Origin of the sequence: Duganella sp. FT27W, from assembly GCF_009295655.1 — a bacterium.
GTDB classification, from domain to species: Bacteria; Pseudomonadota; Gammaproteobacteria; order Burkholderiales; family Burkholderiaceae_D; genus Rugamonas; species Rugamonas zoogloeoides.
Map to the genome: position 1 here is coordinate 707438 of NZ_WHIV01000005.1, position 25477 is coordinate 732914.

Genomic DNA, 25477 nt, shown 5'->3' on the forward strand with positions numbered 1-25477 from the left:
ACCGGCGGCGCCGCTGAACCACACCTCCTGACGCGCGCCAGGCCTGCCTTGAACGAGGTAGGCTGGCGTGATACCAAGCAGGAGGAGACCATCATGCATCAACCAACTTTCGCTGGACGGCTCGGCGCCAGCGCGGCAGCCGGCCTGGCCGCCGCGCTGCTGTGCGCCGGCGCCTGGGCGCAGCAGCCGGCGGAACCGGCACGACAGTCCACCCAGCAGCCACCGCAGCCACGCGCGCCCGAAGTCGATACCGAAAAAGAGGCTTACGCCAAGCTGCCGCCATGTAAGCTCAGCGACGACGGCAAGCACCTGGCCGAGGAGCCGTGCCGCACCGCCAAGGCGCTTGACCCGATGCCACGACGGCCGGTGCCGCAAGCGATCGAACGGGTGTCGCCGGCCGAAAACGATCCGCGCGACCAGGCGCAGCCGCCATCACGCGTAACGCCCACGCCGATGACGCCCGCCACGCCTTCGCGGGCGCTCACTGCGCCAACCTCGCCAGCCACGCCCTCCCGCGTACTGCCTGCACCGCCCATGCCGTCCACACCACCGCGCTCCGATCCCGGCACCCGGCCCGGCGCGCCGGTGCCCACCGCCGGTTGCGACGCCGCCGGCTGCAACGGCCCCAACGGCCAACGCTACAACAACGGCCCCGGCAACACCGTGGTCAGCCCCAGCGGCAAGCTGTGTTCGCGCAACGGCGCGTTCATCCAGTGCTGACTGGCCGCTGTATCTCTCCACGCTGATTTTGGCTACAATGACGCTCAATATTACGTTTACGTAAACGTAAGGTGAGCGTAAACATCATCGTCAACCGCGGAGACACCATGCAGATAAAAGAACAGGTATTCATCGTTACCGGCGGCGCGTCGGGACTGGGCGCAGCCACCGCGCGCATGCTGGCGCAGGCCGGCGGCAAGGTGGTGCTGGCCGACGTGCAGGAAGACGGCGGACGGGCGCTGGCGGCGGAACTCGATGGCGTGTTCGTGCGCTGCGATGTCACTTCCGAAGCGGATGCGCAGGCGGCAGTGGCGGCAGCAACTGCGCTGGGACCGCTGCGCGGCCTGGTCAACTGCGCTGGCATTGCGCCGGCCGCCAAAACGGTCGGCAAGGAAGGCGCCCATGCATTGGCGCTGTTCCAGCGCGTGGTGGCGATCAACCTGGTGGGCACCTTCAACATGGCGCGCCTGGCGGCCGAAGCGATGGGCAGGACCGCGCCGCTGGACAACGGCGAGCGCGGGGTGATCATCAATACCGCGTCGGTGGCGGCGTACGATGGCCAGATGGGGCAGGCGGCGTACGCATCGTCGAAGGCGGCAGTAGCCGGCCTGACGCTGCCGATGGCGCGCGACCTGGCGCGCAGCGGTATCCGCGTGATGGCGATCGCGCCCGGCATTTTCGAAACGCCGATGATGCTGGGCATGCCGCAAGAAGTGCGCGATGCGCTGGGCGCCATGGTGCCGTTCCCGCCACGGCTGGGCAAACCGGACGAGTATGCGCAACTGGCGCGGGCGATTTTCGAGAACACCATGCTCAATGGCGAAGTCATACGCCTTGACGGAGCCATTCGCATGGCCGCCAAATAGGATACCTCGCAAACCTACTGCGCGTCCCGCTATCGCCTCTGCGTTGCTCAGCGTACCTCCGTACGCTTCCGCTACTCAAGGCGATATCGGGCCGCTCGCTACGGTTTTCGAGGCATCCTCTATAAGAGGCATAAGGTTCAGTAGTAAACGATTTAAACGATTTCGTGTACGATGGCCGTTCAGGCGCGCCGCAGGTTGCGTGCCCCGATCCGGAGAACCCATGATTCGTTTGAAGACCCTGGCGCTTGCCGCCGCCATGCTGGGCGCCTTGCACGCCCCCGTTTACGCCCAGTTGCAGGCGCCGGCCAAAGTCCCCGGCATTAATCACGACGTCGCGCCCGAAATCGCCACCGGCTACGCCGAAAAGGCCGGCAAGTCGGCGCAGAAGTTCATGGTGGCTGCCGCCAATCCGCTGGCCACCCAGGCCGGCTACCAGATCCTCAAGCAGGGCGGCGCTGCCATCGATGCGGCGATTGCCACCCAACTGGTGCTCACGCTGGTCGAACCGCAATCGTCGGGCATCGGCGGCGGCTCGTTCCTGCTGTACTCCGATGGCAAGCGCGTGCAGTCGTACGACGGCCGCGAAACCGCGCCGGCCGCTGCCGACGAGCACCTGTTCCAGGACAAGGATGGCAAACCGGTCTCGCGCGAGACCGGCGTGGTCGGCGGCCGTTCGGTCGGCGCACCCGGCGTGCTGCGCATGCTGGAACTGGCACACAAGCAGCACGGCCGCCTGCCGTGGAAAACCCTGTTCGCGCCAGCCATCAAGCTGGCCGACGACGGCTTTGCCGTCAGCCCGCGCCTGAACGCGCTGCTCAAGTGGGACAAGTACCTGGCCCGCGACCCGGTGGCGCGCGCCTATTTTTTTGACGACGCGGGCCAACCGCGCCCGGTCGGCTACATCCTGAAAAACCCGGAACTGGCGCGCACCCTGCGCGAGATCGCCGACGGCGGCGCCGACGCCTTTTACAAGGGGCGTATTGCGCGCGACATTGTCGCCAAGGTCTCCGGCCATCCGACCAATCCGGGCAAACTGACCACTGCCGACATCGCCGGCTACCAGGCGAAGGAGCGCGCGCCGATCTGCAGCGACTACAAGGCGTGGACCGTGTGCGGCGCGCCGCCGCCATCGTCGGGCGGCATCGCGATTGCGCAGATGCTGGGCATCCTGGAAGTGAAGGACATCAGCCCGTACAAGCCGGTCAACGGCCAGCTGACTGCCGACGGCATCCACCTGTTCAGCGAAGCAGGGCGCCTGGCCTATGCGGACCGCAACCGCTACGTGGCCGATACCGACTTCGTGCCGCTGCCGGGCAAGGGCGTCTCGGCCCTGCTCGACAAGCGCTACCTGGCCAAACGCGCCGCGCTGATCGGCGACCAGTCGATGGGCCGCGCCAACTACGGCACCCCAGACACCATGGACGTGGCGTGGGGCGCTGACACCGCCATCGACAAGCCCTCGACCTCGCACCTGGTGGCGGTGGATGCCTTCGGTGGCGGCCTGTCGATGACGACGTCGGTGGAAGACGCCTTCGGTTCGCGCCAGATGGTCGATGGCTTCATGCTCAACAACCAGCTCACCGACTTCTCGTTCGATTCGCAGGACGAGAACGGCCCGATCGCAAACCGGGTGCAGGCTGGCAAGCGCCCGCGCAGCGCCATGTCGCCGACGCTGGTGTTCGACAAGGGCACGCATAAACTGGTGCTGGCCACCGGCTCGCCGGGCGGCTCCACCATCATCAACTATGTGGCCAAGGTGCTGGTCGGTACCCTGGACTGGAAGCTCGACGTGCAGCAGGCCATCAGCCTGCCCAACCTGGGCAGCCGTAACGGCCCGACCGAGCTGGAAAAAGACCGGGTAAGCGCCGCGGTGATCGCGCAACTGAAGGCGCGCGGCCACGACGTGCGCGAGACCGAGCAGAACTCCGGCCTGCAGGGCATCGAGCGCCGCGTAGTGGGCGGCAAGGCGCAGTGGTTCGGCGGCGCCGATCCGCGCCGCGAAGGCATCGTGCTGGGCGACTGACCGCGCCGAAAGGGCTTTCCCAAACCGCGCATACCCTGCTAATCTGGGGCCATGGGACGTCAAAAGAAAACAGGCCTGATCCTCACCGGCGGCGGCGCGCGCGCGGCCTACCAGGTGGGAGTGTTACAGGCCATCTCCGAGATCTTGTGGGAAGCGGGCTGGCCGCCGGCGCGCAATCCGTTCGATATCATCTGCGGCACGTCGGCCGGGGCCATCAACGCCACCGCGCTGGCCTGCCGTGCCGACAACTTCGGCGAGGGCGTGCAAAAGCTGCTCGACGTGTGGCAGAACATCGAAGTGGCGCAGGTGTACCGCGCCGATTCGCTGGGCGTGCTGCGCTCGGGCGCGCGCTGGCTCTCCCTGCTGTCGTTCGGCTGGCTGCTGCGCAAGTGGCGCGCCGCACCGCCGGCGTCGCTGCTGGACAACACTCCGCTGGTCGGCCTGCTGCACCGCATGCTCGACCTGCCCCGGTTGGATGCCGTGCTGTCCGAAGGGCTGCTCCACGCGCTGGCGGTCACCGCGTCGTCCTACACCGCCGGCAACCACCTCACTTTTTACCAGACCGCCGCCGAGATATCTCCGTGGGTGCGCATGCAGCGTCTCGCATTGCAGGACCAGATCGGCGTGGAGCACTTGCTGGCGTCGTCGGCGATCCCGTTCATTTTTCCCGCCACGCCGTTGTTCATCGGCGGCCACCGCGAATACTGCGGCGACGGCTCCATGCGCCAGCTGGCGCCGATCTCCCCGGCCATTCACCTGGGCGCGCGCAAGGTGCTGGTAGTCGGTGCGGGGCGCCTGACCGAGGCGTCGCGCAATACGCCGGAGCGGGGCGCGGCCCGCTATCCAAGCCTGGCGCAGATCGCCGGCCACGCCATGTCCTCGATCTTCCTCGATTCGCTGGCGGTCGATATCGAGCGGCTCGAACGGGTAAACAAGACCCTGTCGCTGCTGCCCGAGGCGCTGCTCGAACAAACCCCGCTCAAGCCGGTCAAGCTGCTGGTCATCGCGCCATCGGAGCGGCTCGACGATATCGCCAGCCGCCACATCGGCAGCCTGCCGGCGCCCATCCGCACCATGTTGTCGGGAATTGGCGCCACTGAAACGCGCGGCGCGGCGCTTGCTTCGTATTTGTTGTTCGAATCGTCGTATACTTGCGACTTGATCCGTCTGGGTCAGCGCGATACCCAGGCGCGCAAGGAAGACGTGCTGGCCTTCTTCGAATCCTGAGCACACCCCCTTGGGGAGACCCCGTTTTTTGTACGCCCTGAACCATCTGTGGAGACATCTGCTGGCGCCGGCCCTGCTGCTGTGGGTATTGGGCGCGGCCGCTGCATGGGGCGGGCCGCCGCCGCGCACGCTGCGCTTCGAGCAGCTGAGCGTGGAACACGGCCTGGCGCAGGAGTCGGTGCTGGCAATCGCCCAGGACAAGCAGGGTTTTATCTGGCTCGGTACCCAGGCCGGCCTCACGCGCTTCGACGGCTACCGCACCGTGACCTATAAAAGCGCCGTGTCCGACCCGCGCACGCTGGCCGACAACTGGGTGCGGGTGCTGCACGTCGATCCCTCGGGGCAGCTATGGGTGGGCACCGACGGCGGCTTCGATCGCTACGACCCCGCCACCCGCACGTTTGTCCACTACCTGCCTACGGCGCCGGTGGAGCGCGGCAACGGCAACCGCCACGTGCGCGCCATCGCCGACGATGGACTGGGCGGCCTGTGGGTAGCTACCGCCGATGGCCTGCATCACCTGGATCCGGCCACCGGGCGCTTCACCAGCTGGCACCACGACCCGGCCGATGCGGGCAGCCTGGTCAACGACCAGGTCAACGCGCTGGCGCGCGACGCTGCCGGCCGCCTGTGGGTGGCCACCGCCACCGGGCTCGATATGCTAGCGCCGGGCGCCAGCCGGTTTATCCATTACCGCCTCGACGCCGGCGGCGACAGTCGTTTCAACGCCGTGCTGGCGCTGCAGGTGGACCGCAACCAGATGCTGTGGGTGGGCACCATGGGCGGACTGGAACAGTGGCGCATCGGCGACAAGGGCGAACCGCAGCGGTGGCGCCTGGGCACCGCCGAAGGACTGCGGCCGGGCGCCAGCATCACCGCGCTGTACGAAGACATCGAAAAGCAGCTGTGGATCGGCACCCATGCCGACGGCCTGCTGCGCTGGCTGCCGGCCGAGCAGCGGCTGGTGCAGTACCGCCACCAGTTCAGCGACAGCCACAGCCTGGCGGACAACCAGGTGTCGGCGCTGTTCCGCGACCGCGTGGGCACTTTCTGGGTAGGTACCTGGAACGACGGCGTTAGCCGGGTGGACATGGGCAGCGGCGGCTTCGCCCGCATCGTGCGCCATACCGAGGATTCGGATGCGCTGTCGGACAACAAGGTGCGCGCCATCGCCACGGCCGCCACGCAGGATGGCGACGGCCGCCTGTGGCTGGGCACTGGCGCCGGCTTGAACCTGTACGATCCGAAGACGGGCCGCAGCAAGGTATGGCGCCACGATCCGGCGCGGCCCGACAGTTTGAGCGACGACCAGGTGACAGCGCTGTGGCGTGCGCCTGACGGCACCGGCGCGGTGTGGATCGGTGGGCGCGCCGGCGTCAACCATCTCGATCCGGCCACCGGCACCGTCCGCACGCTGTCGTTCGTGCGCGGCGATCCGGCCAGCGACACCATCCGCAACATCGTGGCCGACCGCGCCGGCCTGCTGTGGATTGCCAGCCGTGGCGGCCTGCACCGGCTCGATCCGAAGACCATGGACGTGCACACGTACCGCCACAACCCGGCCGACAGCGCCAGCCTGGCCGACAACGTGGTGCGGCCGATCCTGGAAGACCGGCGCGGCCGGCTGTGGGTGGGCAGCTTCAACGGCCTCGATCTGCTCGACCGCAAGACCGGCACGTTCCGCCACTTCCGCCGCAACCCCACCGATCCGCAGTCGCTGAGCCACGACGAGGTGCACAGCCTGTACGAAGACGATACCGGCACGCTGTGGGTGGGCACGGCGGCGGGCCTCAACCGCATGGAGACGGCCGCCGACGGCACCATCACCTTCCGCCGCTACCTGCGCAAGGACGGCATTGCCGACGACGCCATCGCCGCCATCCTGCCCGACAGTGCCGGCAACCTGTGGCTGAGCACCAACAGCGGCCTGTCGAAGTTCAATATCGCCACCGGCATGGTGCGCAATTACAGCGATGCCGACGGCACCATCGAAGGCGCGTACTTCGACGGTTCGGCGCTGCGCACCCCGGACGGCACGCTGTACTTCGGCGGCTTCAATGGCATCACCGCGTTCGCACCGCAGGCCGTGCGCGAAAACAGCGTGGCGCCGCCGGTGGCCATCACCGACTTCCAGGTGTTTAACAAGTCGCTCAAGGCGGGGCAGGGCGACCATGCCGATGTGCTCAAGACGGCCATCGAGCACACCGGGGAACTGACCTTGCGTCAGGCCGATTCGGTGTTTTCGCTGGAGTTCGCAGCGCTGCACTACGCGGCGCCGCAGCGCAACCGTTTTGCCTACCAGTTGCAGGGGTTCGACGAGGACTGGGTGGTGACCGACGCCACCAAGCGCTTTGCCACCTACACCAACCTCGACCCCGGCGAGTACGTGTTCCGCGTAAAAGCCGCCAACAAGGATGGCGTGTGGAACGACAACGCCGCCACCCTCCGGATCACCATCCTGCCGCCGTTCTGGAAGACCTGGTGGTTCCGCGCCCTGGTCACGCTGCTGCTGCTCGGCGCGGCCTATGCCGCCTACCAGGCGCGCATGCGCAGCCTGCACCGCCAGCAGCAGCAGCTTGAGGAACTGGTCGAGTCGCGCACTGCCGAAGTGCAGCACAAGAACCGCCTGCTGCAACAGCAAAAGCACGAACTCGAACTGCGCCGGCTGGAGGCGGAGTCGCAGCGCGCCGAGGCCGAACAGCGCCGTCTCGACGCCGAACGGCAAACCGAGGAAGTGGAAAAGGCGCACCGCAATATCTCCGTGCTGAGCGAGCTGGGTCGCGAAATGAGCGCCACGCTCGACATGGAAACCCTGATGAGCACCTTGTACCGCCACGTGCACGACCTGATGCAGGCAGAGATCTTCGGCATCGGTTTCGTGCGCGAGCAGGACGGCGTGATCCACTTCCCGTTCGCGGTGGAGGCGGGTGTGCGCACCATGCCGTACCAGCGCCAGATGGACGATCCGAACCAGCTGGCCGTGTGGTGCCTCACGCACGGCAAGCCGCTCCTGATCAACGACTTCGACGCCGAGTACCGAAGGTACATGGACGATACCGGTCTTGATGCGCTGGCGCCGTGCGTGCGCGAAGATGGCGTGCGCATGCCGGGGGCGAAGTCGATGATGTACGCGCCGCTGGTGGTGGGCGACCGCGTGGTAGGCCTGCTCAGTGTGCAGAGCGTGGCGCGCAATGTGTATCGCCAGGTGCACCTCGACATGTTGCAAACGCTGGCTTCGCATGCCGCCGCCGGGCTGGAAAACGCGCGCGCGTACCAGCAGCTGGAAGACACGCTGCAGACGCTGCGCCAGACCCAGGGCCAGCTGCTGCTGCAGGAGCGGCAAGTGCGGCTGCATACCGAGGAGCTGGCGCTGGCCAACCGCGCCTTGCAGGACAACGACGAACGCCTGCGCCAAGCCAAGCAGAAGGCGGAAGACGCCACCCGCCAGAAGTCCGAATTCCTGGCCAATATGAGCCACGAGATGCGCACGCCGCTGGCCGGCGTGATCGGCATGCTGGGTTTTTCGCTGCGCGACCCATCGCTGCAGGACGGCACCCGCGAACAGATCCTGCGCGGCCAGGCCAATGCCCAGTCGCTGCTCACCATCATCAACGACCTGCTCGATTTTTCCAAGATCGAGGCGGGCAAGCTCACCATCGAGAACATCGATTTTTCGCTGACGTCCACCGTGGAAAATGTAGTGAGCCTGTTTGAGGAGCAGGCCGCCGCGCACAGCGTGGGCTTCGAGCTGGTATTCGGCGACGACCTGCCGCAGTTCGTGGTGGGCGACCCCACGCGGCTGCGCCAGGTGCTGGTCAACCTGGTGGGCAATGCCTTCAAGTTCACCCGCAGCGGCACCGTGACCATGCGCGTGGAACGCATGCCGGAAGAGGGCGAGACACTTGAGGATGTCGCCGCGCTGGCCGGCCGCAAGGGCGTAATCAACCGTATCCGCTTTCTGGTGGAGGACACCGGCATCGGCATCGACGCCGAAGCCATTCCGCGCCTGTTCCAGAAGTTCGAGCAGGCCGACGCCTCCACCACGCGCCGCTACGGCGGCACCGGCCTGGGACTGGCGATTTGCCGCCAGCTGGTGGAACTGATGGGCGGCAGCATCAACGCGGTGAGCGCGCCCGGTTCCGGCAGCACCTTCATGTTCGAGCTGCCACTGGCCAACGGCGTGGCGCCGCCGACGGTGCCGCATGTGCCGCGCGAACCGCACAGCCACCAGTTGCGGGTGCTGTGCGCGGAAGATTTCCCGACCAACCAGATCATCATCCGCATGATGCTTGAGGACCTGGGCCACAAGGTCGATATCGCCGCCAATGGCGCGCTGGCGGTGAAGGCCTGCGCGCTCACGCGCTACGACCTGATACTGATGGACGGCCGCATGCCGGAACTCGACGGCGCCAGCGCCACCCGGCTGATTCGCGCCGGCGGGCCGGAAGATGCGCCGGTGCGCGACCAGGAGCTGATGATCATCGCGCTCACCGCCAACGCCAGCGAGGAAGACCGCAGCCGCTACCTGGCGGCCGGCATGGACGATTTCCTCACCAAGCCGATCGACGAGGACAAGCTGCACTTCCAACTGAGCCGCGCGATCGAGCGCCAGTTGCAGCGCGGCTTCCACCTGCCGCCGATGGCGCAGAAGGTCACCACGCAGGGAACGCCGGCGCGCGCGGGCACACCGGACCTCGACGCCATGTTCGGCGTTGAACCGGCCGCGCCGGACACGGCGCGGCTGGCCCAGCACAGCGGCAGCGGCGACCTCAAGGCACGCCTGCGTGGCGCCTTCCGCGAGGACGCCCCGCTGCGCCTGGCCGACCTGGAAGCGGCGCTGGCGGCCGGCGACGCCGATACCGCCGGCCGCCTGCTGCATGGCATGAAGGGCAGCGCCGGCTACCTGGAAGAGCAGGAACTGCAAGCGCTGTGCGGCGAACTCGAAACCTGCGCCGACCACGGTCAATGGCAGCAGATCGAGGCCGCGCTGCCGCGCTTGCGTACGCTGTTGGACCAGGCCAGCCGGGTTTAACAGCGCGTGAGGATGTCCGCTGCACGGCAGAAAATTCGCTTGCGTGTCCTGTATGATTCAGGCACTGTTAAACATGTGGAAAGACAGTGCGAGGCACGAGGAGAGACATGAAAGTTCTGGTAGTTGACGACGACGTCGTCTCGCGCATGGTGTTGATGCACCTGATCGATAGTTGCGGAAAATTCGACATCGTCGAAGCTGAAGACGGGCTCGACGCATGGAACCAGCTCGAACGCGGGCTGCGGCCGGCGATCTGTTTTTGCGACCTGCGCATGCCGCACCTGTCCGGACTCGAACTGCTGCAGCGGGTCAAAAGCGCGCCCGCGCTCGCTGCCATGCCATTCGTGCTGGTCACGTCTGCCACCGAAAAAGACGTGGTGCAGGAAGCGTCGAGCGCCGGCGCTGCCGGCTACATCGTCAAGCCGTTCCAGGCCGAACAAGTGCGCGTGCACCTGACCGCGTTTCTCGACCAGGCGGCCAATGGCAGCACCCTCCACGCCGAGGATCCGGCCGCCACGCTCAACCGCCTGGGCATCAACGGCGAGCGGCTGCTGGTGTACCTGAACGGTTTCCACAACCAGCTGACCGCCGCCGGCACCGACCTCGAAGCGCTGCTGGGACGGGGTGACCAGCAGGGCGCGCAAGTGCGCGTCGAACGGCTGCTGGCCGGCTGCGTCACGCTGGGGCTCGACGGTGCAGCCGGCGCGCTCAAGGGCTTGCTGTCCGACCCCGCCGCTCGGCTGTCCAACGAGGCGGTGCAGGCCGTGCTGGCCGATGTGCTGCGCGCGGTGGACCAGCAGGCGGGGCTGGTCAGGCAGGCCGGTTTGATGTAAATCGGGCAGCAGGCCTTGAAGTCGAGATAGTTTAGGTTTAAAGTATCTGCTTGCGGGTGGATATCCCGATCCGACTTCAGGGCTAACATGACACAACCAGCCTCCACCCGCGCCGCCGGCAACGCTACCGGCAGCGTCACCGGCCACACCGACACCTTTGCGCGCGACCATCTGCCACCAGCGGCACTGTGGCCCGAGTTGCGCTTCGATTTGCCCGAACTCGATTATCCTGCGCGCCTCAACTGTGCGGCCGAACTGCTCGACCACGCGGCCGGTGAACGTGTGGCGCTGCGTGGCGAACACGCTACCTGGACCTACGACCAGCTGCGCGCCCAGGTCGATCGCATCGCCCATGTGCTGCGCGGACCGCTGGCGCTGAAAACCGGCAACCGCGTTCTGCTGCGCGGGACCAATACGCCGCTGATGGCGGCGTGCGTGCTGGCTGTGATCAAGGCCGGCTGCATCGCCGTGCCCACCATGCCGCTGCTGCGCGCGCGCGAGCTGGGCGCCATTGCCGGCAAGGCGAAGGTGGACGCCGTGCTGTGCGCGCAGTCGCTGAGCGCGGAGCTCGGCACGGTGGAATTGACGCCGGAGGCGCGCGCCCGCACCGTGTACTTCGGCGGCGCCGGCCATGACAGCTTATCGCCCGAATCGCTGGAAGCGCTGATGGCGGCGCAGCCGGCGCAATTTGCTGCCGCCGACACCGCGCTCGACGACATCTGCCTGATCAGCTTTACGTCCGGCACCACCGGCATCCCCAAGGGCACCATGCACTTTCACCGCGACGTGCTGGCCATCTGCGACTGCTTTCCGCGCTCGGTGCTCGGTTCGCGCGCCGACGATGTTTTCATCGGCACGCCGCCGCTGGCTTTTACCTTTGGCCTCGGCGGCTTGCTGCTGTTCCCGCTGCGCGTGGGCGCCTGCGCCGTACTGCTGGAAAAAGCCACGCCCGAAACGCTGCTCGCTGCCATCGCCGCGCATCGCGCCACCGTATGCTTTACCGCGCCCACGTTCTACCGGCAAATGGCGGCGCTGGTCGGCGGTGCCGACCCTGCCAGCCGGCGCAGCGTCTCTGCCGGCGGGGCTTCTGCGCCAGACCATCGTTATGACTTGACCACATTGCGCCGCAGCGTGTCGGCCGGCGAGGCGCTGCCGACTGCCACGCGCGATGCCTGGCGCAGCGCCACCGGTCTGGAAATGATCGACGGTATCGGCGCCACCGAACTGCTGCACATCTTCATTTCGGCCGCCGACGGCAACGTGCGTCCCGGCGCCACCGGCAAACCGGTGCCCGGCTACCAGGCTTGCGTGCTCGATCACGACGGCCGGCCGGTGGGCCCGGGCGTGATCGGCCGCCTGGCCGTGAAAGGCCCGACCGGCTGCCGCTACCTCGACGACCCGCGCCAGGCCGACTACGTGCTAGATGGCTGGAACCTCACCGGCGACGCCTACGAAACGGACGCCGACGGTTATTTCTATTACCGCTCGCGCACCGACGACATGATCATCTCGGCCGGCTACAACATCGCCGGGCCCGAAGTGGAAGACGCGCTGCTGCGCCACCCGGCCGTGGCCGAATGCGGCGTGGTGGGCCGCGCCGACGAACAGCGCGGCCAGATCGTCGAAGCGCACGTGGTACTCAAGGCTGATGTTGTGCCGTCGGCGGAACTGGTGGCGCAGTTGCAGGACTTCGTCAAAAGCCAGATCGCGCCATACAAGTACCCGCGCGCGGTGCGCTTCCTGGCGTCCCTGCCGCGTACCGAGACGGGCAAGCTGCAACGCTTCAAGCTGCGTTTGCCAGGCGTGGACACTGGCGGGGAGGGCGGCCAGTGAACATCGTCTGCATCGGCGGTGGTCCCGCCGGGTTGTATTTCGCGCTGCTGATGAAGCAGCAGGATCCGGCGCATCGCATCACCGTGGTCGAACGCAACCGGCCCTACGACACCTTCGGCTGGGGCGTGGTGTTGTCCGACCAGACGCTGGACAACCTGGTACGAGCGGACGCGCCCACCGCGCACGCCATCATGGCCGCCTTCAACCGCTGGGACGGTATCGACGTGCGCTTCCAGGGGCAAGCCATTACCTCCGGCGGTCATGGCTTTTGCGGCATCGGCCGCAAGCACTTGCTCAACATCCTCCAGCACCGCTGTGAAGAGCTGGGCGTGGAACTGGTGTTTGAGACCGACGTCACCGACGACGCCGTACTGGCCGCGCGCTACAACGCCGACCTGGTGATCGCCGCCGACGGCATCCACAGCCGCATCCGCGCGCGCTACGCGGCCAGCTACCAGCCGCAGATGGAAGACCGGCATTGCCGCTTCGTGTGGCTGGGCACGCGCAAGAAATTCGCTGCCTTTACGTTCGCGTTCCAGCACACGCCGCATGGCTGGTTCCAGGCCCATATCTACCAGTTCGATGCCGACACCTCCACCTTCATCGTCGAAGCGCCGGAATCGGTATGGCGCGCATCGGGGCTGGCCGACATGAGCCAGGAGCAGTCGATCGCGTTTTGCGAACGGCTGTTTGCCGAACAGCTCGATGGCAACCCGCTGATGGCCAATAACGCCCACCAGCGCGGGGCGGCAAGCTGGATCACGTTCCCGCGCCTGGTGTGCGGGCAGTGGGTGCACTGGCATGGCGAAGTGCCGGTGGTGCTGATGGGCGACGCTGCCCACTCGGCGCACTATTCGATCGGTTCCGGCACCAAGCTGGCGCTGGAAGACGCGATCGAACTGGCGCGTTGCATCGGTGAGCAGGGGGCGCTGCGTCCGGCGCTGGCCGCGTACCAGCAAGTGCGGGCGGTGGAAGTGCTCAAGCTGCAAAGCGCGGCGCGCAATTCGATGGAGTGGTTCGAGAACGTGGCGCGCTACGCGGACATGGCGGCGCCGCAGTTCGCGTATTCCATGCTTACCCGCAGCCAGCGCCTGTCGCACGCCAACCTGCGCCTGCGCGACCCTGCTTACATGGATGACTACGAAGCGTGGTTTGCCGCGCGCGCCTTCGCCCAAGCCGGCGTGCCTGCGCCTGCAACGCCGACACCGCCGATGTTCACGCCGTTCAAGGTGCGCGACCTTGTACTCAAGAACCGGGTGCTGGTCTCGCCGATGGCGCAGTACAGCGCGGTCGATGGCGTGGCCGGCGACTACCACCTGGCGCACCTTGGTGCGCGCGCACTGGGTGGCGCGGCGCTGGTGTTTGCCGAGATGACCGGGGTATCCGCCGACGCGCGTATCACGCCCGCCTGTCCCGGTCTCTACACGCCGGAGCATGTGCAGGCCTGGCGCCGCATTGTCGATTTCGTCCACCAGCACAGCGACAGCGCCATCGCGCTGCAACTGGGGCACGCCGGTGCCAAGGGTTCCACCAGGCCGATGTGGGACGGTATCGACCAGCCGCTCGAGAGCGGCAATTGGCCGCTGCTGGCGGCATCCGAGCAGCAGTACCTGGCCGGTGTATCGCAAACCGCGCACGCGATGACGCTTGAAGACATGGACCGCGTGCTGGACGACTTCGTGCGCGCCACGCTGGCAGCGGACGCTGCGGGCTTCGACTGGCTGGAACTCCATTGCGCCCATGGCTACCTGCTGTCGTCGTTCATCTCGCCGCTCACCAATCATCGCCGCGACGACTACGGCGGCAGTCTGGAAAACCGCTGCCGCTATCCGCTGCGCGTGTTTGCCGCCATGCGCGCTGCGTGGCCCGCGCACAAGCCGATGAGCGTGCGCCTGTCCGCCACCGACTGGGTGGATGGCGGCACCACGCCCGACGACGCGGTGGCGATTGCCCGCCTGTTCAAGGCGTCCGGTGCCGACATCATCGATTGCTCATCGGGGCAGGTCAGCAAGCGCGAACAGCCGGTGTATGGCCGCATGTATCAGGCGCCGTTTGCCGACCGCATCCGCAACGAGGCCGGCATCGCCACCATCGCCGTGGGGGCCATCACCAGCGCCGACCAGGTCAACGGCATCATTGCCGCCGGCCGCGCCGACCTGTGCGCGATCGGCCGTCCGCATCTGGCCAACCCGGCGTGGACGCTGGCCGAGGCGGCGGCCAGCGGCTACCGCGCGCTGCGCTGGCCCCGGCCATACACTGCCGCCAAGCGCCAGCTCGAACGCGCTGCTGAACTGAATAACGACACGAAAGAAGCCTTATGAGCGACACCACCTTGCCGCTGGCCGGCAAACACGCGCTGGTGACCGGCGGTGCGCGCGGCATCGGCGCCGCCTGCGTGCGTGCGCTGCTGGCGCGCGGCGCACGCGTGACGATTGCCGGGCGCGATGCCGCAGCGCTGGCCGCCATGCAAACTGCGCTGGTCCAGGAATTCGGCGCTGGCAGCATCAACGTGCAGGCGTTCGATGTTGCCGATCCGGAGTCCGTGCGCACCAACTTCGACCAAGCGGCGCGCATCCTTGGCCGCATCGACATCCTGGTCAACAATGCCGGCCAGGCGGCATCGGCGCCGCTGCTGAAAACCGATGCCGCGCTGTGGCAGCGCATGCTGGACGTGAATCTGGGTGGCGTGTTCCACTGCACCCAGGCCGCGCTGCCGGCGATGCTCGATGCCGGGTGGGGCCGCATCGTCAACGTTGCCTCCACGGCGGGCCTGACCGGCTACCGTTACGCGGCCGCCTACGCCGCCGCCAAGCACGGCGTGGTGGGACTTACGCGCGCGCTGGCGCTGGAAGTGGCCACGCGAGGCGTGACGGTGAATGCCGTGTGTCCCGGCTATACTGACACCGACATCGTGCGCGATGCGGTCGCCAACATCGTCGCCAAAACCGGGCGCACGCCAGAGCAGGCGCGCGCCGAACTGGCCGCCGGCAATCCGCAACAGCGGCTGGTGCAAGCGGGCGAGGTGGCCAATGCCGTGGCCTGGCTCTGCCTGCCGGAGTCCGGCGCCATGAATGGACAAGCCATCGCCGTCGCCGGCGGTGAAGTGATGTAAATCGAGAAGCGCCATGCCCCTGAACGACAACCCTCACAGTGACGACCAGCCCGAGCCCGAGCCCGAGCCGGTGCTCGACCTTGCCAGCCGCCTGACGCAAGACCACCACCAGTCGCTCAAGCTGTGGCTGCGCATGCTCTCGTGCACGGTCAAGATCGAAAACGAGATCCGCAGCCGGCTGCGCGCCACGTTCGGCATCACCTTGCCGCGCTTCGATTTGATGGCGCAACTGGAGCGCCACCCGCAAGGCTTGCGCATGGGCGAGCTGTCCAAACGCATGATGGTCACGGGCGGTAACATCACCGGCATCACCGACCAGCTGGAGCAGGAAAAGCTGGTGGTGCGCGTGCCCGATCCGAAGGACGGCCGCGTATTCAGCGTGAAGCTCACCGCCGCCGGCCGCCGCGCGTTTGCCACCATGGCGCAGGTCCACGAGGAGTGGATTGCCGAACTGCTGCAGGACGTCTCCGGCGCCGACAAGACCCAATTGATCGAACTGCTGTCGCACATGAAGCATAGCCTGCATGCGCGCGACGACAAATAAGGAACCACCATGCGTTATCTTCCCGGCCAGGCACAGCAACTGCCCGGCCACAACCGGCAACTGGCCGGCTACCGGTCCACCCATTTCCAGTTCGACGTGAGCGGCGGCGTGGCCACGCTCACGCTCGACCGCCCCGAGCGCAAGAATCCGCTCACATTCGACTCGTACGCCGAGCTGCGCGACCTGTTCCGCGCGCTGCCCATGGCCACCGACATCAAGGCCGTGGTGATCACGGGCGCCGGCGAAAACTTCTGCTCCGGCGGCGATGTGCACGACATCATCGGCCCGCTCACGCAACTGGACATGCCCGGCCTGCTGGCGTTTACGCGCCTGACCGGTGACCTGGTCAAAGCCATCCGGGCCTGCCCGCAACCGGTGGTGGCGGCCGTGGACGGCGTGTGCGTGGGCGCGGGCGCCATGCTGGCGCTGGCGGCCGACATCCGCTTCGGCACGGCGCGCAGCAAGACCGCGTTTTTATTCACCCGCGTGGGCCTGGCCGGCTGCGACATGGGCGCGTGCGCCTTGCTGCCGCGCGTGATCGGCCAGGGCCGCGCCGCCGAGCTGCTGTACACGGGCCGCTCGATGGGCGGCGCCGAGGGCGAGCGCTGGGGCTTTTTCAACAGCCTGCACGAACCCGAAGCGCTGTCGCACGCGGCGCTCACCATGGCGCGCGGGCTGGCCGACGGCCCCACATTCGCCCACGGCATGACCAAGACCATGCTGCAACAGGAGTGGAATATGGGCGTGGACCAGGCCATCGAGGCGGAAGCGCAGGCGCAGGCCATTTGCATGGCCACCAACGATTTTCACCGCGCCTACCATGCGTTCGTGGCCAAGCAAAAACCGGTCTTCGAAGGCGATTGAGGAATCACGATGCCTGACAAAACTTATCTCGACTGGCCGTTCTTTGCGCCACACCACGCCGCGCTGGAAGCGGCGCTCGACGCGTGGGCCCGGCAGCACCTGGCCCACGCCACCCACGACCGCGCCAGCGTTGACGACGCTTGCCGCCAGCTGGTGCGCCAACTGGGCGAGGGCGGCTGGTTGCGCCACGCGGTGGCTGGCGTGGCGCACGGCGGCCATGCCGACGCCATCGACACCCGCGCCATCTGCCTGATCCGCGAAACGCTGGCGCGCCACGACGGTCTGGCCGATTTCGCATTTGCCATGCAGGGCCTGGGCGCGGGCGCCATCAGCCTGCACGGCAGCGACGACCAGCGCAGCCGCTACCTGCCGCGTGTGGCCAGTGGCGAGGCGATTGCCGCCTTTGCGCTGTCCGAGCCGCAAGCCGGCTCCGACGTCGCCGCCATGCAGTGCGCGGCTACGCTGGACGGCGAGCACTACGTGCTGGATGGCGAAAAAACCTGGATTTCCAACGGCGGCATCGCCGACTTTTACGTGGTGTTTGCGCGCACCGGCGAACAGCCGGGCGCGCGCGGCATCAGCGCCTTGATCGTCGATGCGGACACGCCCGGCTTCGAGATCGCCGAGCGCATCGACGTGATCGCCCCCCATCCGCTGGCACGCCTGCGGTTCAACCGGTGCCGCATCCCTGCCGCGCAGCGCATCGGTGCGGCCGGGCAGGGCTTCAAAGTGGCGATGTCCACGCTCGACGTGTTCCGCACCTCGGTGGCCGCCGCCGCACTGGGCTTTGCGCGCCGGGCGCTGGACGAAGCACTGGCCCATACCACGCAGCGGTCGATGTTCGGCCAGATGCTGTCGGATTTCCAGCTCACGCAGGCCAAGCTGGCGGACATGGCCACCGGCATCGACGCCGCCGCGCTGCTCACGTATCGCGCTGCGTGGCAACGTGACTGCGGCCGCAAGGTGACCAGGGAGGCGGCCATGGCCAAGCTCACCGCCACCGAAACGGCGCAGCAGGTGATTGACGCCGCGCTGCAAATGTTCGGCGGCCTGGGCGTGGTGAGCGAGCAGCCGGTCGAGCGCCTGTACCGCGAAATCCGCGCGCTGCGCATCTACGAAGGCGCGACCGAAGTGCAGCAACTGATCATCGCGCGCGAGCTGCTGCGCGAGGCCGCGTCCGCAAAAGGGGAGGCGTGATGGAGTTTTTGCTGCCACCGGGCTGGCCGCGTCCACGCGGCTATTCGAATGGCGTGGTTGCCAGCGGCCGCACGGTGTACGTCAGCGGCATGATCGGCTGGGATGCGCAGGGCGTATTCCACACCGACGATTTTGCCGGCCAGGTGCGCCAGGCGTTGGCAAACATCGTCGCCGTGCTGGCCGAAGCGGGCGCGGGGCCCGAGCATATCGTCCGCATGACCTGGTATGTGCTCGATACGAAGGAGTACACCGGCGCCTACAAGGCGGTGGGCGCCGCCTACCGCGAGGTGATCGGCGCCCATTATCCCGCCATGACGGCGGTGCAGGTGGCCGGGCTGGTGGAGGAACGGGCCCGGGTCGAGATTGAAGTCACGGCGGTGGTGCCATGAGAGGGTAGCAATAATTTTATTGCAATATAAATTTTATAATAAGACTATTTTACTTTCTCTTAGTAAAACTTGGTGTGCATTCTTAGTTACAAAAATAATAAAGGTCGATGTCTATTAAATAATCGTGCATTGCAACACAATTCGTGAGATATTCGCAGCAGGAGCCTCGTGGCGCTCGGCATGACGCACTGCAGCGAACTTTAGAAGAAAAAAATATTTCCCGGATTGTCCAAAATGCTTGAGAATAAATTTCTACATAGCAAGAAATTGCTGTTTTTAATATGCGGCCTGGTCTTGGTTGCCTTTTTTGCGCCTGCGCTGGTATTCGGCGCACGCCACTCGGACGATATTCCCTGGCATTTTATCTGGCTCCGGTCGTACCTCGACGCCGTGCAGCATGGCGTGATATACCCGCGCTGGATGCCCGACGCAATGGCCGGCATGGGCAGCCCGGCTTTCTACTTCTACCCGCCATTGGCGACCATGTTCTTTGCGCTGGTCGATGCGGTTTTCATGCACCGGCTGTCGGTGGCCCATGTGATCGGCGTCTCCGCGTTCTTGATGGGGATGGCGTCGGGCGTGTTCTTTTACTGGTGGGCGCGAAATTTTGCGTCGGTGCGAGTGTCGGCGGTGCTAGGCCTGGCTTTTGCCTTGGCGCCGTATCACCTGCTGACCGATTATTACAACCGTGGCGCCATCGGTGAATACGCTGCGTATGTCTGGATTCCCCTCATCTTTCATGCAGCCCATCGCTACCTGATAACCGCCAGGGTGCGCTGGCTGTCGTTGTTGGCAGTTGCGGTCACCGGTTTGTTCTTTACTCATTTGTTGTCGGCAATGATTATCGGTCCCGTGATCGCCGCGTATATCCTGCTGCATTTGTTCGGCGCGACGGGCGCACCGGCCGGTACCCGGCACGCTGCGCGGAGCAGGCTCGTTATGCTGGCGTTGCTGGCAGCCGTGGCGGCATTGGCCGTCGGTACGGCTGCGGTGTACTTCCTGCCCGCACTGCAGTTGTTCGATGCGGCCAATACTGCCGCCTTGTTCGTGCGGCCGATCGGGGGCACCCGCTTGTTTACCGGTCTGTCCATGAGCGCCAACCCGGTCGTGACCAGGTATACGCTGTTTGCCAGCATTTACTTGTTCGTGACCGTCTATCTGGTGGCTGAATACCTGCGCGCCCGACGCAACGCGACCGTCGCCACTTCCTGCCCCGGCACGTCTACTGCCATGGTGGTCATGTGGACCATGGTGACCGCGTTGTGCGGGCTGTTCATGTGGGGCAAGCTCGGCTTTGTATTCGAGGCGCCTTCGCCGTACCGGTCGCTGCAGTTTCTGTCGCGGCTGTTGATCGTCGTGGAATTCGTTGTGCTGACCATGGTGGCAGTGATGTTTGCGGCGCTGCCGTCGCCGGTCGCGCGCAAACGCATGGCGCTGATGTTGCTGGCGGTGTTCGCGGTGCTGCTCGCTTACCAGTTTTCGGCGCTGTTCAAGAAATTCCAGCATCAGACCCTCGCGCAGAACGAGGTGGCGATGTCGCAGCGCGTGCAGTACCGCATCACGCCGCCCGAGTACTACCCCAAAGATGCCGGATTTTCCGCCCGCATCGATGAATTGCTGCCTCAACTGGCGCTGCGGCTCGATGCGAGTGAGCAGGCGTGGATCGTGGGCGGCCAGGGTAAAGTGGGCAGCGTATCGCAGAACTACGGTGCTTTCGTCGTCCGGGTGTCCTCCAGCGACGGGGGCGCGGTCGCGATTCGCCAGTTCTATTTCCCTGGCTGGGTTGCGCAGGACCAGGATGGCCGTTCGTTGCCGGTGTTTGCCGCCACGTCCTTCAAATTCGCAACAGTGCAAGTGCCACCGGGCGAGCACACGGTGCGCATCGTGCGCGGCGAGGTGCCGGTTGAAGGTTTCGCAAAAAAGGTGAGCGCAGCTTCGCTGGCGTTGTTGTTGCTATTGCTGGGTACGTTGGCATGGCAGACGCAGCGTCAGGCCGCCACGCGTAATACTTTAAAACAGGATTAATTACATTGGACACCCAAACTTTTACGACGTCGCTGTCGCCAACCACGCCACTGCTGTCCCTGGTCGTGCCCTTCTATAACGAGTCGGAAGTCATCTCGCATTTTTTTGCCGAGGTGATACCGGAACTGGAACGCGTGCCCGGCATCCGGTTCGAAATTGTCTGCGTCAACGATGGCAGCCGCGACGACACGCTGTCGCAGCTCGTGGCGTTCTCCGAGCGCGACGCCCGCGTGCGCGTGATCGACCTGACCCGCAACTTTGGCAAGGAAGCTGCATTGTCCGCGGCGCTTGACGAAGCGCGCGGTGACCTGGTGGTGCCGTTCGACGCCGATTTGCAAGATCCTCCGCGCATGATCGCGGTGCTGGTGGATAAATGGCGTGAAGGCTATGACGTGGTGCTCGCCAAGCGCAGCGACCGCGCCACGGACTCCACGCTCAAGCGTTGGACCGCTGTCATGTTCTACCGCATGCACAACTCGGTCTCCGAGGTGAAGATTCCCGAAAATGTCGGCGACTTTCGCCTGATGACGCGCGAAGTGGTGGAAGCGCTCAAGCTACTGCCGGAAACCCGGCGTTTTATGAAAGGCCTGTTTGCCTGGGTCGGCTATAAAACCACGGTGGTGGAATACGCGCGCGAACAGCGCGTCGCTGGCGACACCAAGTTCTCCGGCTGGAAATTATGGAACTTCGCGCTCGAGGGATTCACCAGCTTCAGCACGCTGCCTATGCGGGTGTGGACCTATGTGGGCACTGCGGTGGCCCTGGCAGCAGTGCTGCGCGCCGTCTACCTGATCATCCGGACCTGGATGTTCGGCGTGGATGTCCCCGGCTACGCGTCATTGGCCGCAGGCGTGTTCCTGCTCGGCGGCATACAGTTGATCGGTATCGGTGTACTCGGTGAGTATATCGGCCGCATCTATTTCGAGTCCAAGCGCCGCCCGATCTACCTGATCCGTCGTCGTCATCAGCAGGAGCTGCCACATGCCTGAGCCACGCGAGCGCAAGGGCATGATGCGCTTCCTGCTCTATGCGCTGGTGGGCGCTGTGGGCACGCTGGCCCACTACGCCGTGCTGGTAACCACGGTCTCGCTGCACTGGCTCGATCCGGTGGCCGCATCGGTCACAGGCGCCGTAGTGGGTGCTATCGTTAACTATTTCCTGAACGTGCGCTATACGTTCAAGAGCGCGTCGAACGGATCGGCAATGCTCAAGTTTGCCGTCACTGCGGCGTTGGGCGCCGTGTTGAACGGCGCACTGATGAAGCTGCTGACCGACAGCGCAGACTTGCATTACTTGCTGGCACAACTGGTAGCCACCGTAGTCGTGCTGCTGCTGACGTACACCATCAACTTGCTTTGGACCTTTCGTCGTCCGAAGTCGGCGTAGCGCAAATGCATCGTTGCCCCCTGGCGCATGCCAGGGGCGCACCAGCCATTTTACTCTGCCACCAGTATGCCGCGCGCACTAGACCAGTTGGTGTAAACGCCGCTTTGGGCCAGCAGCTTTACCGACAGCCCGGTCATCGCTGGCCACTGGAACGACGCGAACGAGCCGTCGGCCAGGTAGCCGCTGTCGTAAGCGAGTGAGCTGCCCGCCCACAACTGCATACGAATCAAGGCCCCACCGGACGTGCGCGCTGTAAATCGCATCGGCGTTCTTGCCGCAGGCATCGAGCCTGCAACCTTGCTGATGCCGTTGCTGTAGTTAACCACGTTGACCTTCTTGGTGGTCTTGGGGAACCATACGCTCTCCAGCCAGGTATCGTACACAGCGTCACCTTTCTTCGATGTGCCGGCATCGAGCCAGTCGCCGCGCATCGACAACAGGCTCTTGGCGTCGCCTGCGACTTTGACGGCAGCGGCAGACTTGGCGGCCTGGTTGTCGTCCGCATAGCGCTCCACGCTCACTACCTGACGCAGGCCGGCGCGGATTTTCTCGAGATCGGCCACCACCCGGGTATTCCACGTACCGTTGGGCATGATGTTGAAATTGGCGCCATTTTCCACGTACAGGCGGAACGCGGTGTCGTAATTGCGGTCCACCGCGTACGCGCCGTACAACTTGAGGGTGTTGGCGATCTTGCGCAACTGGTCTGTACTCAGCGTGGAGGTGTCGAACGACGCCGGCAGCATCAGGCGCGCGCCCAGCGGAATTACGCCCGTGTTCAGTATCGCAGAGGTATCCGCCGTGGTGGCCGGATAGACGTAACTGGGGTGTGTGATACCGTTGGCCAGGGTGTGGGCTGGCAATGACATGGCGAGTGCGTGGCGGTAATGATCGCGGTTGTCGTTGAGTTCATGTACGCGGATCAGCCCGGCCGTAGGCGCGGCGCCGGACGAGCGCGCGCCCTGGCTCCAATGGGCAGGATTGCCGAAACCGCGGCCATCGATCCGGGTCCACGAATACATGGTCGCGGTCCACTTGTTGCCCACCTTGCGCAACTGGTAGAACGAATGGATCACGCCGGTCACAGTATCGATGATTTCGGCATGGCCGTCCTCGCCGGTCGCAGGCGCCACATCGGCTGGCCAGCGCGGAATGGTGATAGTGCGGTAATGCCCGGTATCGGGATCGCCCACGCCAGACATACCGGGCTTGCCAACCACCGTCATCGCCGGGTCGCCAGCCTTGGCCATGAACACCTTGACCGAATACGCCCCGTCATCGATGGATGGAATCCAGCTGAGGTTGATCAGGGGTTTCTTGACGCCATTGGAGCCAAGCACCGGGTTGACAGGCTTGAGGTTCCACAGCGAATCAGCGGCAAACGGCCGATAAAACGTGCCGAAGCCATAGGTCTGAGTATAATTTTGTGCTTGTGCGGCGCTTGCTGCGATGGAGCCCAGAATAAAGGTGGTAACGATAATGCGGCCGAGCCAGTTGGCGCGAGTTCTCATGTACAGTCCTTGAAAGATAAGAAGGCTGTAACTGACCGTGAGAATATGTAAGTGCTTTTATGAAACTTATTATAGGGCAATTTCACGTTTCTGTGAAATATTTTTTCAGCGATGTCACAATTTCATTACTTAGTTCTTTTGGGAAAGTAAAGTTATGGAGCGATGCCTTCTGAGCGCCATAGCATTACAAGGCACACCGGATCCGTGGACCTGGTGTGCTGAAGGGCTGTTCGATGAAGCGTCGGGGCAAAACTGACCGCAGGAACGTCAATTCGGCCAGCCCAAGATCTGTCGTGGCGGGTGCCCCCACAAGCGCTGCGTTAGCGAGCGGTCGCTTGTATGCCTGGCGTTGTCTGCTCGCGCTGCCACTTACGCGGCAACAGCAACGCCGATAACAACTTATTATGCTTGGCTATTTCCCACAAGATCGCTGGGACGCCTGCAGCGACGATCAGCGAAATCATCACGATGATCACGCTGGAATGGATGTCGCGTTGCAGTACCGGGATCAGGCCATGCAAAATGCTCAGATGGAACAGCAGGATGAACAGGCTGGCGCTGCCCAGGTAGCAAAGAATTTTTGCCGCAATGGTGACCCTCGACAGCAGCATGCACCCGCACAACATGAGGTAAATGCCGCACAGCGCCTGCAACGTCGTCAGCACCAGCGTGTCGTAGTGCCGCAAATTGAAGTCAATGGTGTAGTTAAAGCCAAATTGGAATACTGCCATCGCCAACAGCGCGATCGCCGCCCACACCCGGTTGACCTGGAAATACTTGATATAGCTCGATAAGAAATTACCGAGCAAAAAATAAAAACTGGTCAGTAGCAGGATATCTGCGCTGAACGGTAATCCGCACTGGAACAGGTTGGCGCTGAATTCGGTCTGAACCCGGCACGCGGGTACGTCGGCAGCGCTGGCGAAAGCATTCATCAGGAAATAACCGCAGATCGCCAGCGTGAGCAGCAGAACCACCCGTTTGGGCACGGAGTCGTACAGGCGTCTGTCGGCCTTGAGTAGCACTGTGCAAAACAGATACAGCAGCCACAAATGCGCAAGGAACCACAGCGGCAGTGGATCGATGGTGAATCCGGTAGGGTACGCCAAGCCCAGCAGCACGCTTTCCCACGTGACGCCGTGCAGCGTCGTATCGAGTAGGCCGGTCACCAGCACTACCACCACCAACGGCTTGAGCCAGGCGTCGGCACGACGCACCGCTATTTCCCCAAGAGACTTGCTGCCCACCGAAAAGGTCACGCCAGCCATGAAGAAGAAGAAGGGCAACCTGAACGCAGTGAGAAAGTCGCGCACGTCGGGAAAACGGAAACCGAATACCTGGTTGTGCCCCAAGACGATCAGGATGATGCCCAGTCCTTTGGCGATATCGATAAAAGCCAGCCTGCCGGACTGACCCTGCGGCGCTATTGCCGCTTGGTGAGTGCTCATGTATCCCCCGAGAAATATTTGCTAAAAAACCATATTTAGCTTAAGGGGATAACTACTTGGTGTCCAATAGTGTGTAACTAAAATTGCACTTTTAGTGACATTATTTACACGAATTTACATATCTTTATTGCGTTGCAACACGATAGTGAACCTGGTTTTATGTCTTGTGCTGGCGTTTTGTGTACATCACAGACAGAGGGGGAGACTTGCGAGAAGTGGGCTCGTCGTCGATTGGCCCTGGATGTATGCGCGATAAAGAGACTGGAGGATCGGTGGCGATCAAGATGCATGGCAGTGGGAGAGGCTCGCTGGTCCCCCCGACTGGAATCGAACCAGTATCCCACGCTTAGGAGGCATGTGCACTATCCATTGTGCTACGGGGAGGACGCTACGCGGTGGCATTATAGCCGACGCCCCGCGCGCTGCCCAAGCAAATTGCCCTGGATTTAGTTGGCGTAGTGTTATGA

The 25477-nt window shown here is 64.6% G+C and carries 18 protein-coding genes and 1 tRNA gene; 16 read left to right on the forward strand and 3 right to left on the reverse strand.

Going from position 1 to position 25477, the window contains the following annotated elements:
• Nucleotides 1-93 precede the first annotated feature (93 nt).
• From F8197_RS25085 to F8197_RS25160, 16 genes are all read left to right on the forward strand, one after another.
• Complete coding sequence (locus F8197_RS25085; RefSeq protein WP_152884411.1) at nt 94-720, forward strand: hypothetical protein; 627 nt, start codon at nt 94-96, stop codon at nt 718-720.
• A 107-nt stretch (nt 721-827) separates the two neighbouring features.
• Nucleotides 828-1586, forward strand: a complete 759-nt coding sequence (locus F8197_RS25090; protein WP_152884413.1) for an SDR family NAD(P)-dependent oxidoreductase — start codon at nt 828-830, stop codon at nt 1584-1586.
• 220 nt (nt 1587-1806) lie between these two features.
• A complete protein-coding gene (gene ggt / locus F8197_RS25095; protein WP_152884415.1) occupies nt 1807-3609 on the forward strand; it encodes a gamma-glutamyltransferase in 1803 nt (600 codons plus the stop codon).
• 51 nt (nt 3610-3660) lie between these two features.
• Entirely contained in the window at nt 3661-4836 is a 1176-nt protein-coding gene (locus F8197_RS25100; RefSeq protein ID WP_152884417.1) for a patatin-like phospholipase family protein, read from the forward strand.
• A gap of 28 nt (nt 4837-4864) precedes the next feature.
• Nucleotides 4865-9868: a two-component regulator propeller domain-containing protein gene (locus F8197_RS25105; RefSeq protein ID WP_152884419.1), complete on the forward strand. Its 5004-nt coding sequence runs from the start codon at nt 4865-4867 to the stop codon at nt 9866-9868.
• A 107-nt stretch (nt 9869-9975) separates the two neighbouring features.
• Nucleotides 9976-10701, forward strand: coding sequence for a response regulator (locus tag F8197_RS25110; protein WP_152884420.1), 726 nt, complete (start codon nt 9976-9978; stop codon nt 10699-10701).
• Nucleotides 10702-10788: 87 nt separating this feature from the next.
• Nucleotides 10789-12534 carry an AMP-binding protein gene (locus tag F8197_RS25115; protein WP_152884422.1) on the forward strand — a complete coding sequence of 582 codons (1746 nt, stop codon included), beginning with the start codon at nt 10789-10791 and terminating at the stop codon, nt 12532-12534.
• On the forward strand, nt 12531-14855 hold the full coding sequence (locus F8197_RS25120; RefSeq protein ID WP_373996974.1) for a bifunctional salicylyl-CoA 5-hydroxylase/oxidoreductase: 2325 nt from the start codon (nt 12531-12533) through the stop codon (nt 14853-14855). The genes F8197_RS25115 and F8197_RS25120 overlap by 4 nt, the downstream gene beginning before the upstream one ends.
• Nucleotides 14852-15646, forward strand: coding sequence for an SDR family NAD(P)-dependent oxidoreductase (locus F8197_RS25125; RefSeq protein WP_152884424.1), 795 nt, complete (start codon nt 14852-14854; stop codon nt 15644-15646). Before F8197_RS25120 ends, F8197_RS25125 begins: the two co-directional genes overlap by 4 nt.
• Before the next feature lie 13 nt (nt 15647-15659).
• Nucleotides 15660-16190 carry a MarR family winged helix-turn-helix transcriptional regulator gene (locus F8197_RS25130; protein ID WP_152884426.1) on the forward strand — a complete coding sequence of 177 codons (531 nt, stop codon included), beginning with the start codon at nt 15660-15662 and terminating at the stop codon, nt 16188-16190.
• 9 nt (nt 16191-16199) lie between these two features.
• Nucleotides 16200-17054: an enoyl-CoA hydratase family protein gene (locus F8197_RS25135; RefSeq protein WP_152884428.1), complete on the forward strand. Its 855-nt coding sequence runs from the start codon at nt 16200-16202 to the stop codon at nt 17052-17054.
• A 9-nt stretch (nt 17055-17063) separates the two neighbouring features.
• Complete coding sequence (locus F8197_RS25140) at nt 17064-18251, forward strand: acyl-CoA dehydrogenase family protein (protein WP_152884429.1); 1188 nt, start codon at nt 17064-17066, stop codon at nt 18249-18251.
• The gene (locus tag F8197_RS25145; protein ID WP_019921831.1) at nt 18251-18640 is read left to right on the forward strand and encodes a RidA family protein; all 390 of its coding nucleotides are present in this window, start codon (nt 18251-18253) and stop codon (nt 18638-18640) included. The genes F8197_RS25140 and F8197_RS25145 overlap by 1 nt, the downstream gene beginning before the upstream one ends.
• Nucleotides 18641-19072: 432 nt before the next feature.
• Nucleotides 19073-20665, forward strand: a complete 1593-nt coding sequence (locus F8197_RS25150) for a hypothetical protein (RefSeq protein ID WP_152884431.1) — start codon at nt 19073-19075, stop codon at nt 20663-20665.
• Nucleotides 20666-20670: 5 nt separating this feature from the next.
• A complete protein-coding gene (locus tag F8197_RS25155) occupies nt 20671-21654 on the forward strand; it encodes a glycosyltransferase family 2 protein (protein WP_227012400.1) in 984 nt (327 codons plus the stop codon).
• Entirely contained in the window at nt 21647-22051 is a 405-nt protein-coding gene (locus F8197_RS25160) for a GtrA family protein (RefSeq protein ID WP_152884433.1), read from the forward strand. Before F8197_RS25155 ends, F8197_RS25160 begins: the two co-directional genes overlap by 8 nt.
• Nucleotides 22052-22101: 50 nt before the next feature.
• On the opposite strand, the gene F8197_RS25165 is transcribed toward F8197_RS25160, so the two are convergent.
• The 3 genes from F8197_RS25165 to F8197_RS25175 all read right to left on the reverse strand — a co-directional run bounded on the left by F8197_RS25165 (nt 22102) and on the right by F8197_RS25175 (nt 25394).
• Complete coding sequence (locus tag F8197_RS25165; protein ID WP_152884435.1) at nt 22102-23562, reverse strand: Atrophin-1 multi-domain protein; 1461 nt, start codon at nt 23560-23562, stop codon at nt 22102-22104.
• Nucleotides 23563-23882: 320 nt separating this feature from the next.
• Complete coding sequence (locus F8197_RS25170) at nt 23883-25010, reverse strand: acyltransferase family protein (RefSeq protein ID WP_152884437.1); 1128 nt, start codon at nt 25008-25010, stop codon at nt 23883-23885.
• 309 nt (nt 25011-25319) lie between these two features.
• Nucleotides 25320-25394: transfer RNA gene (locus tag F8197_RS25175), tRNA-Arg, on the reverse strand.
• Nucleotides 25395-25477 lie beyond the last annotated feature (83 nt).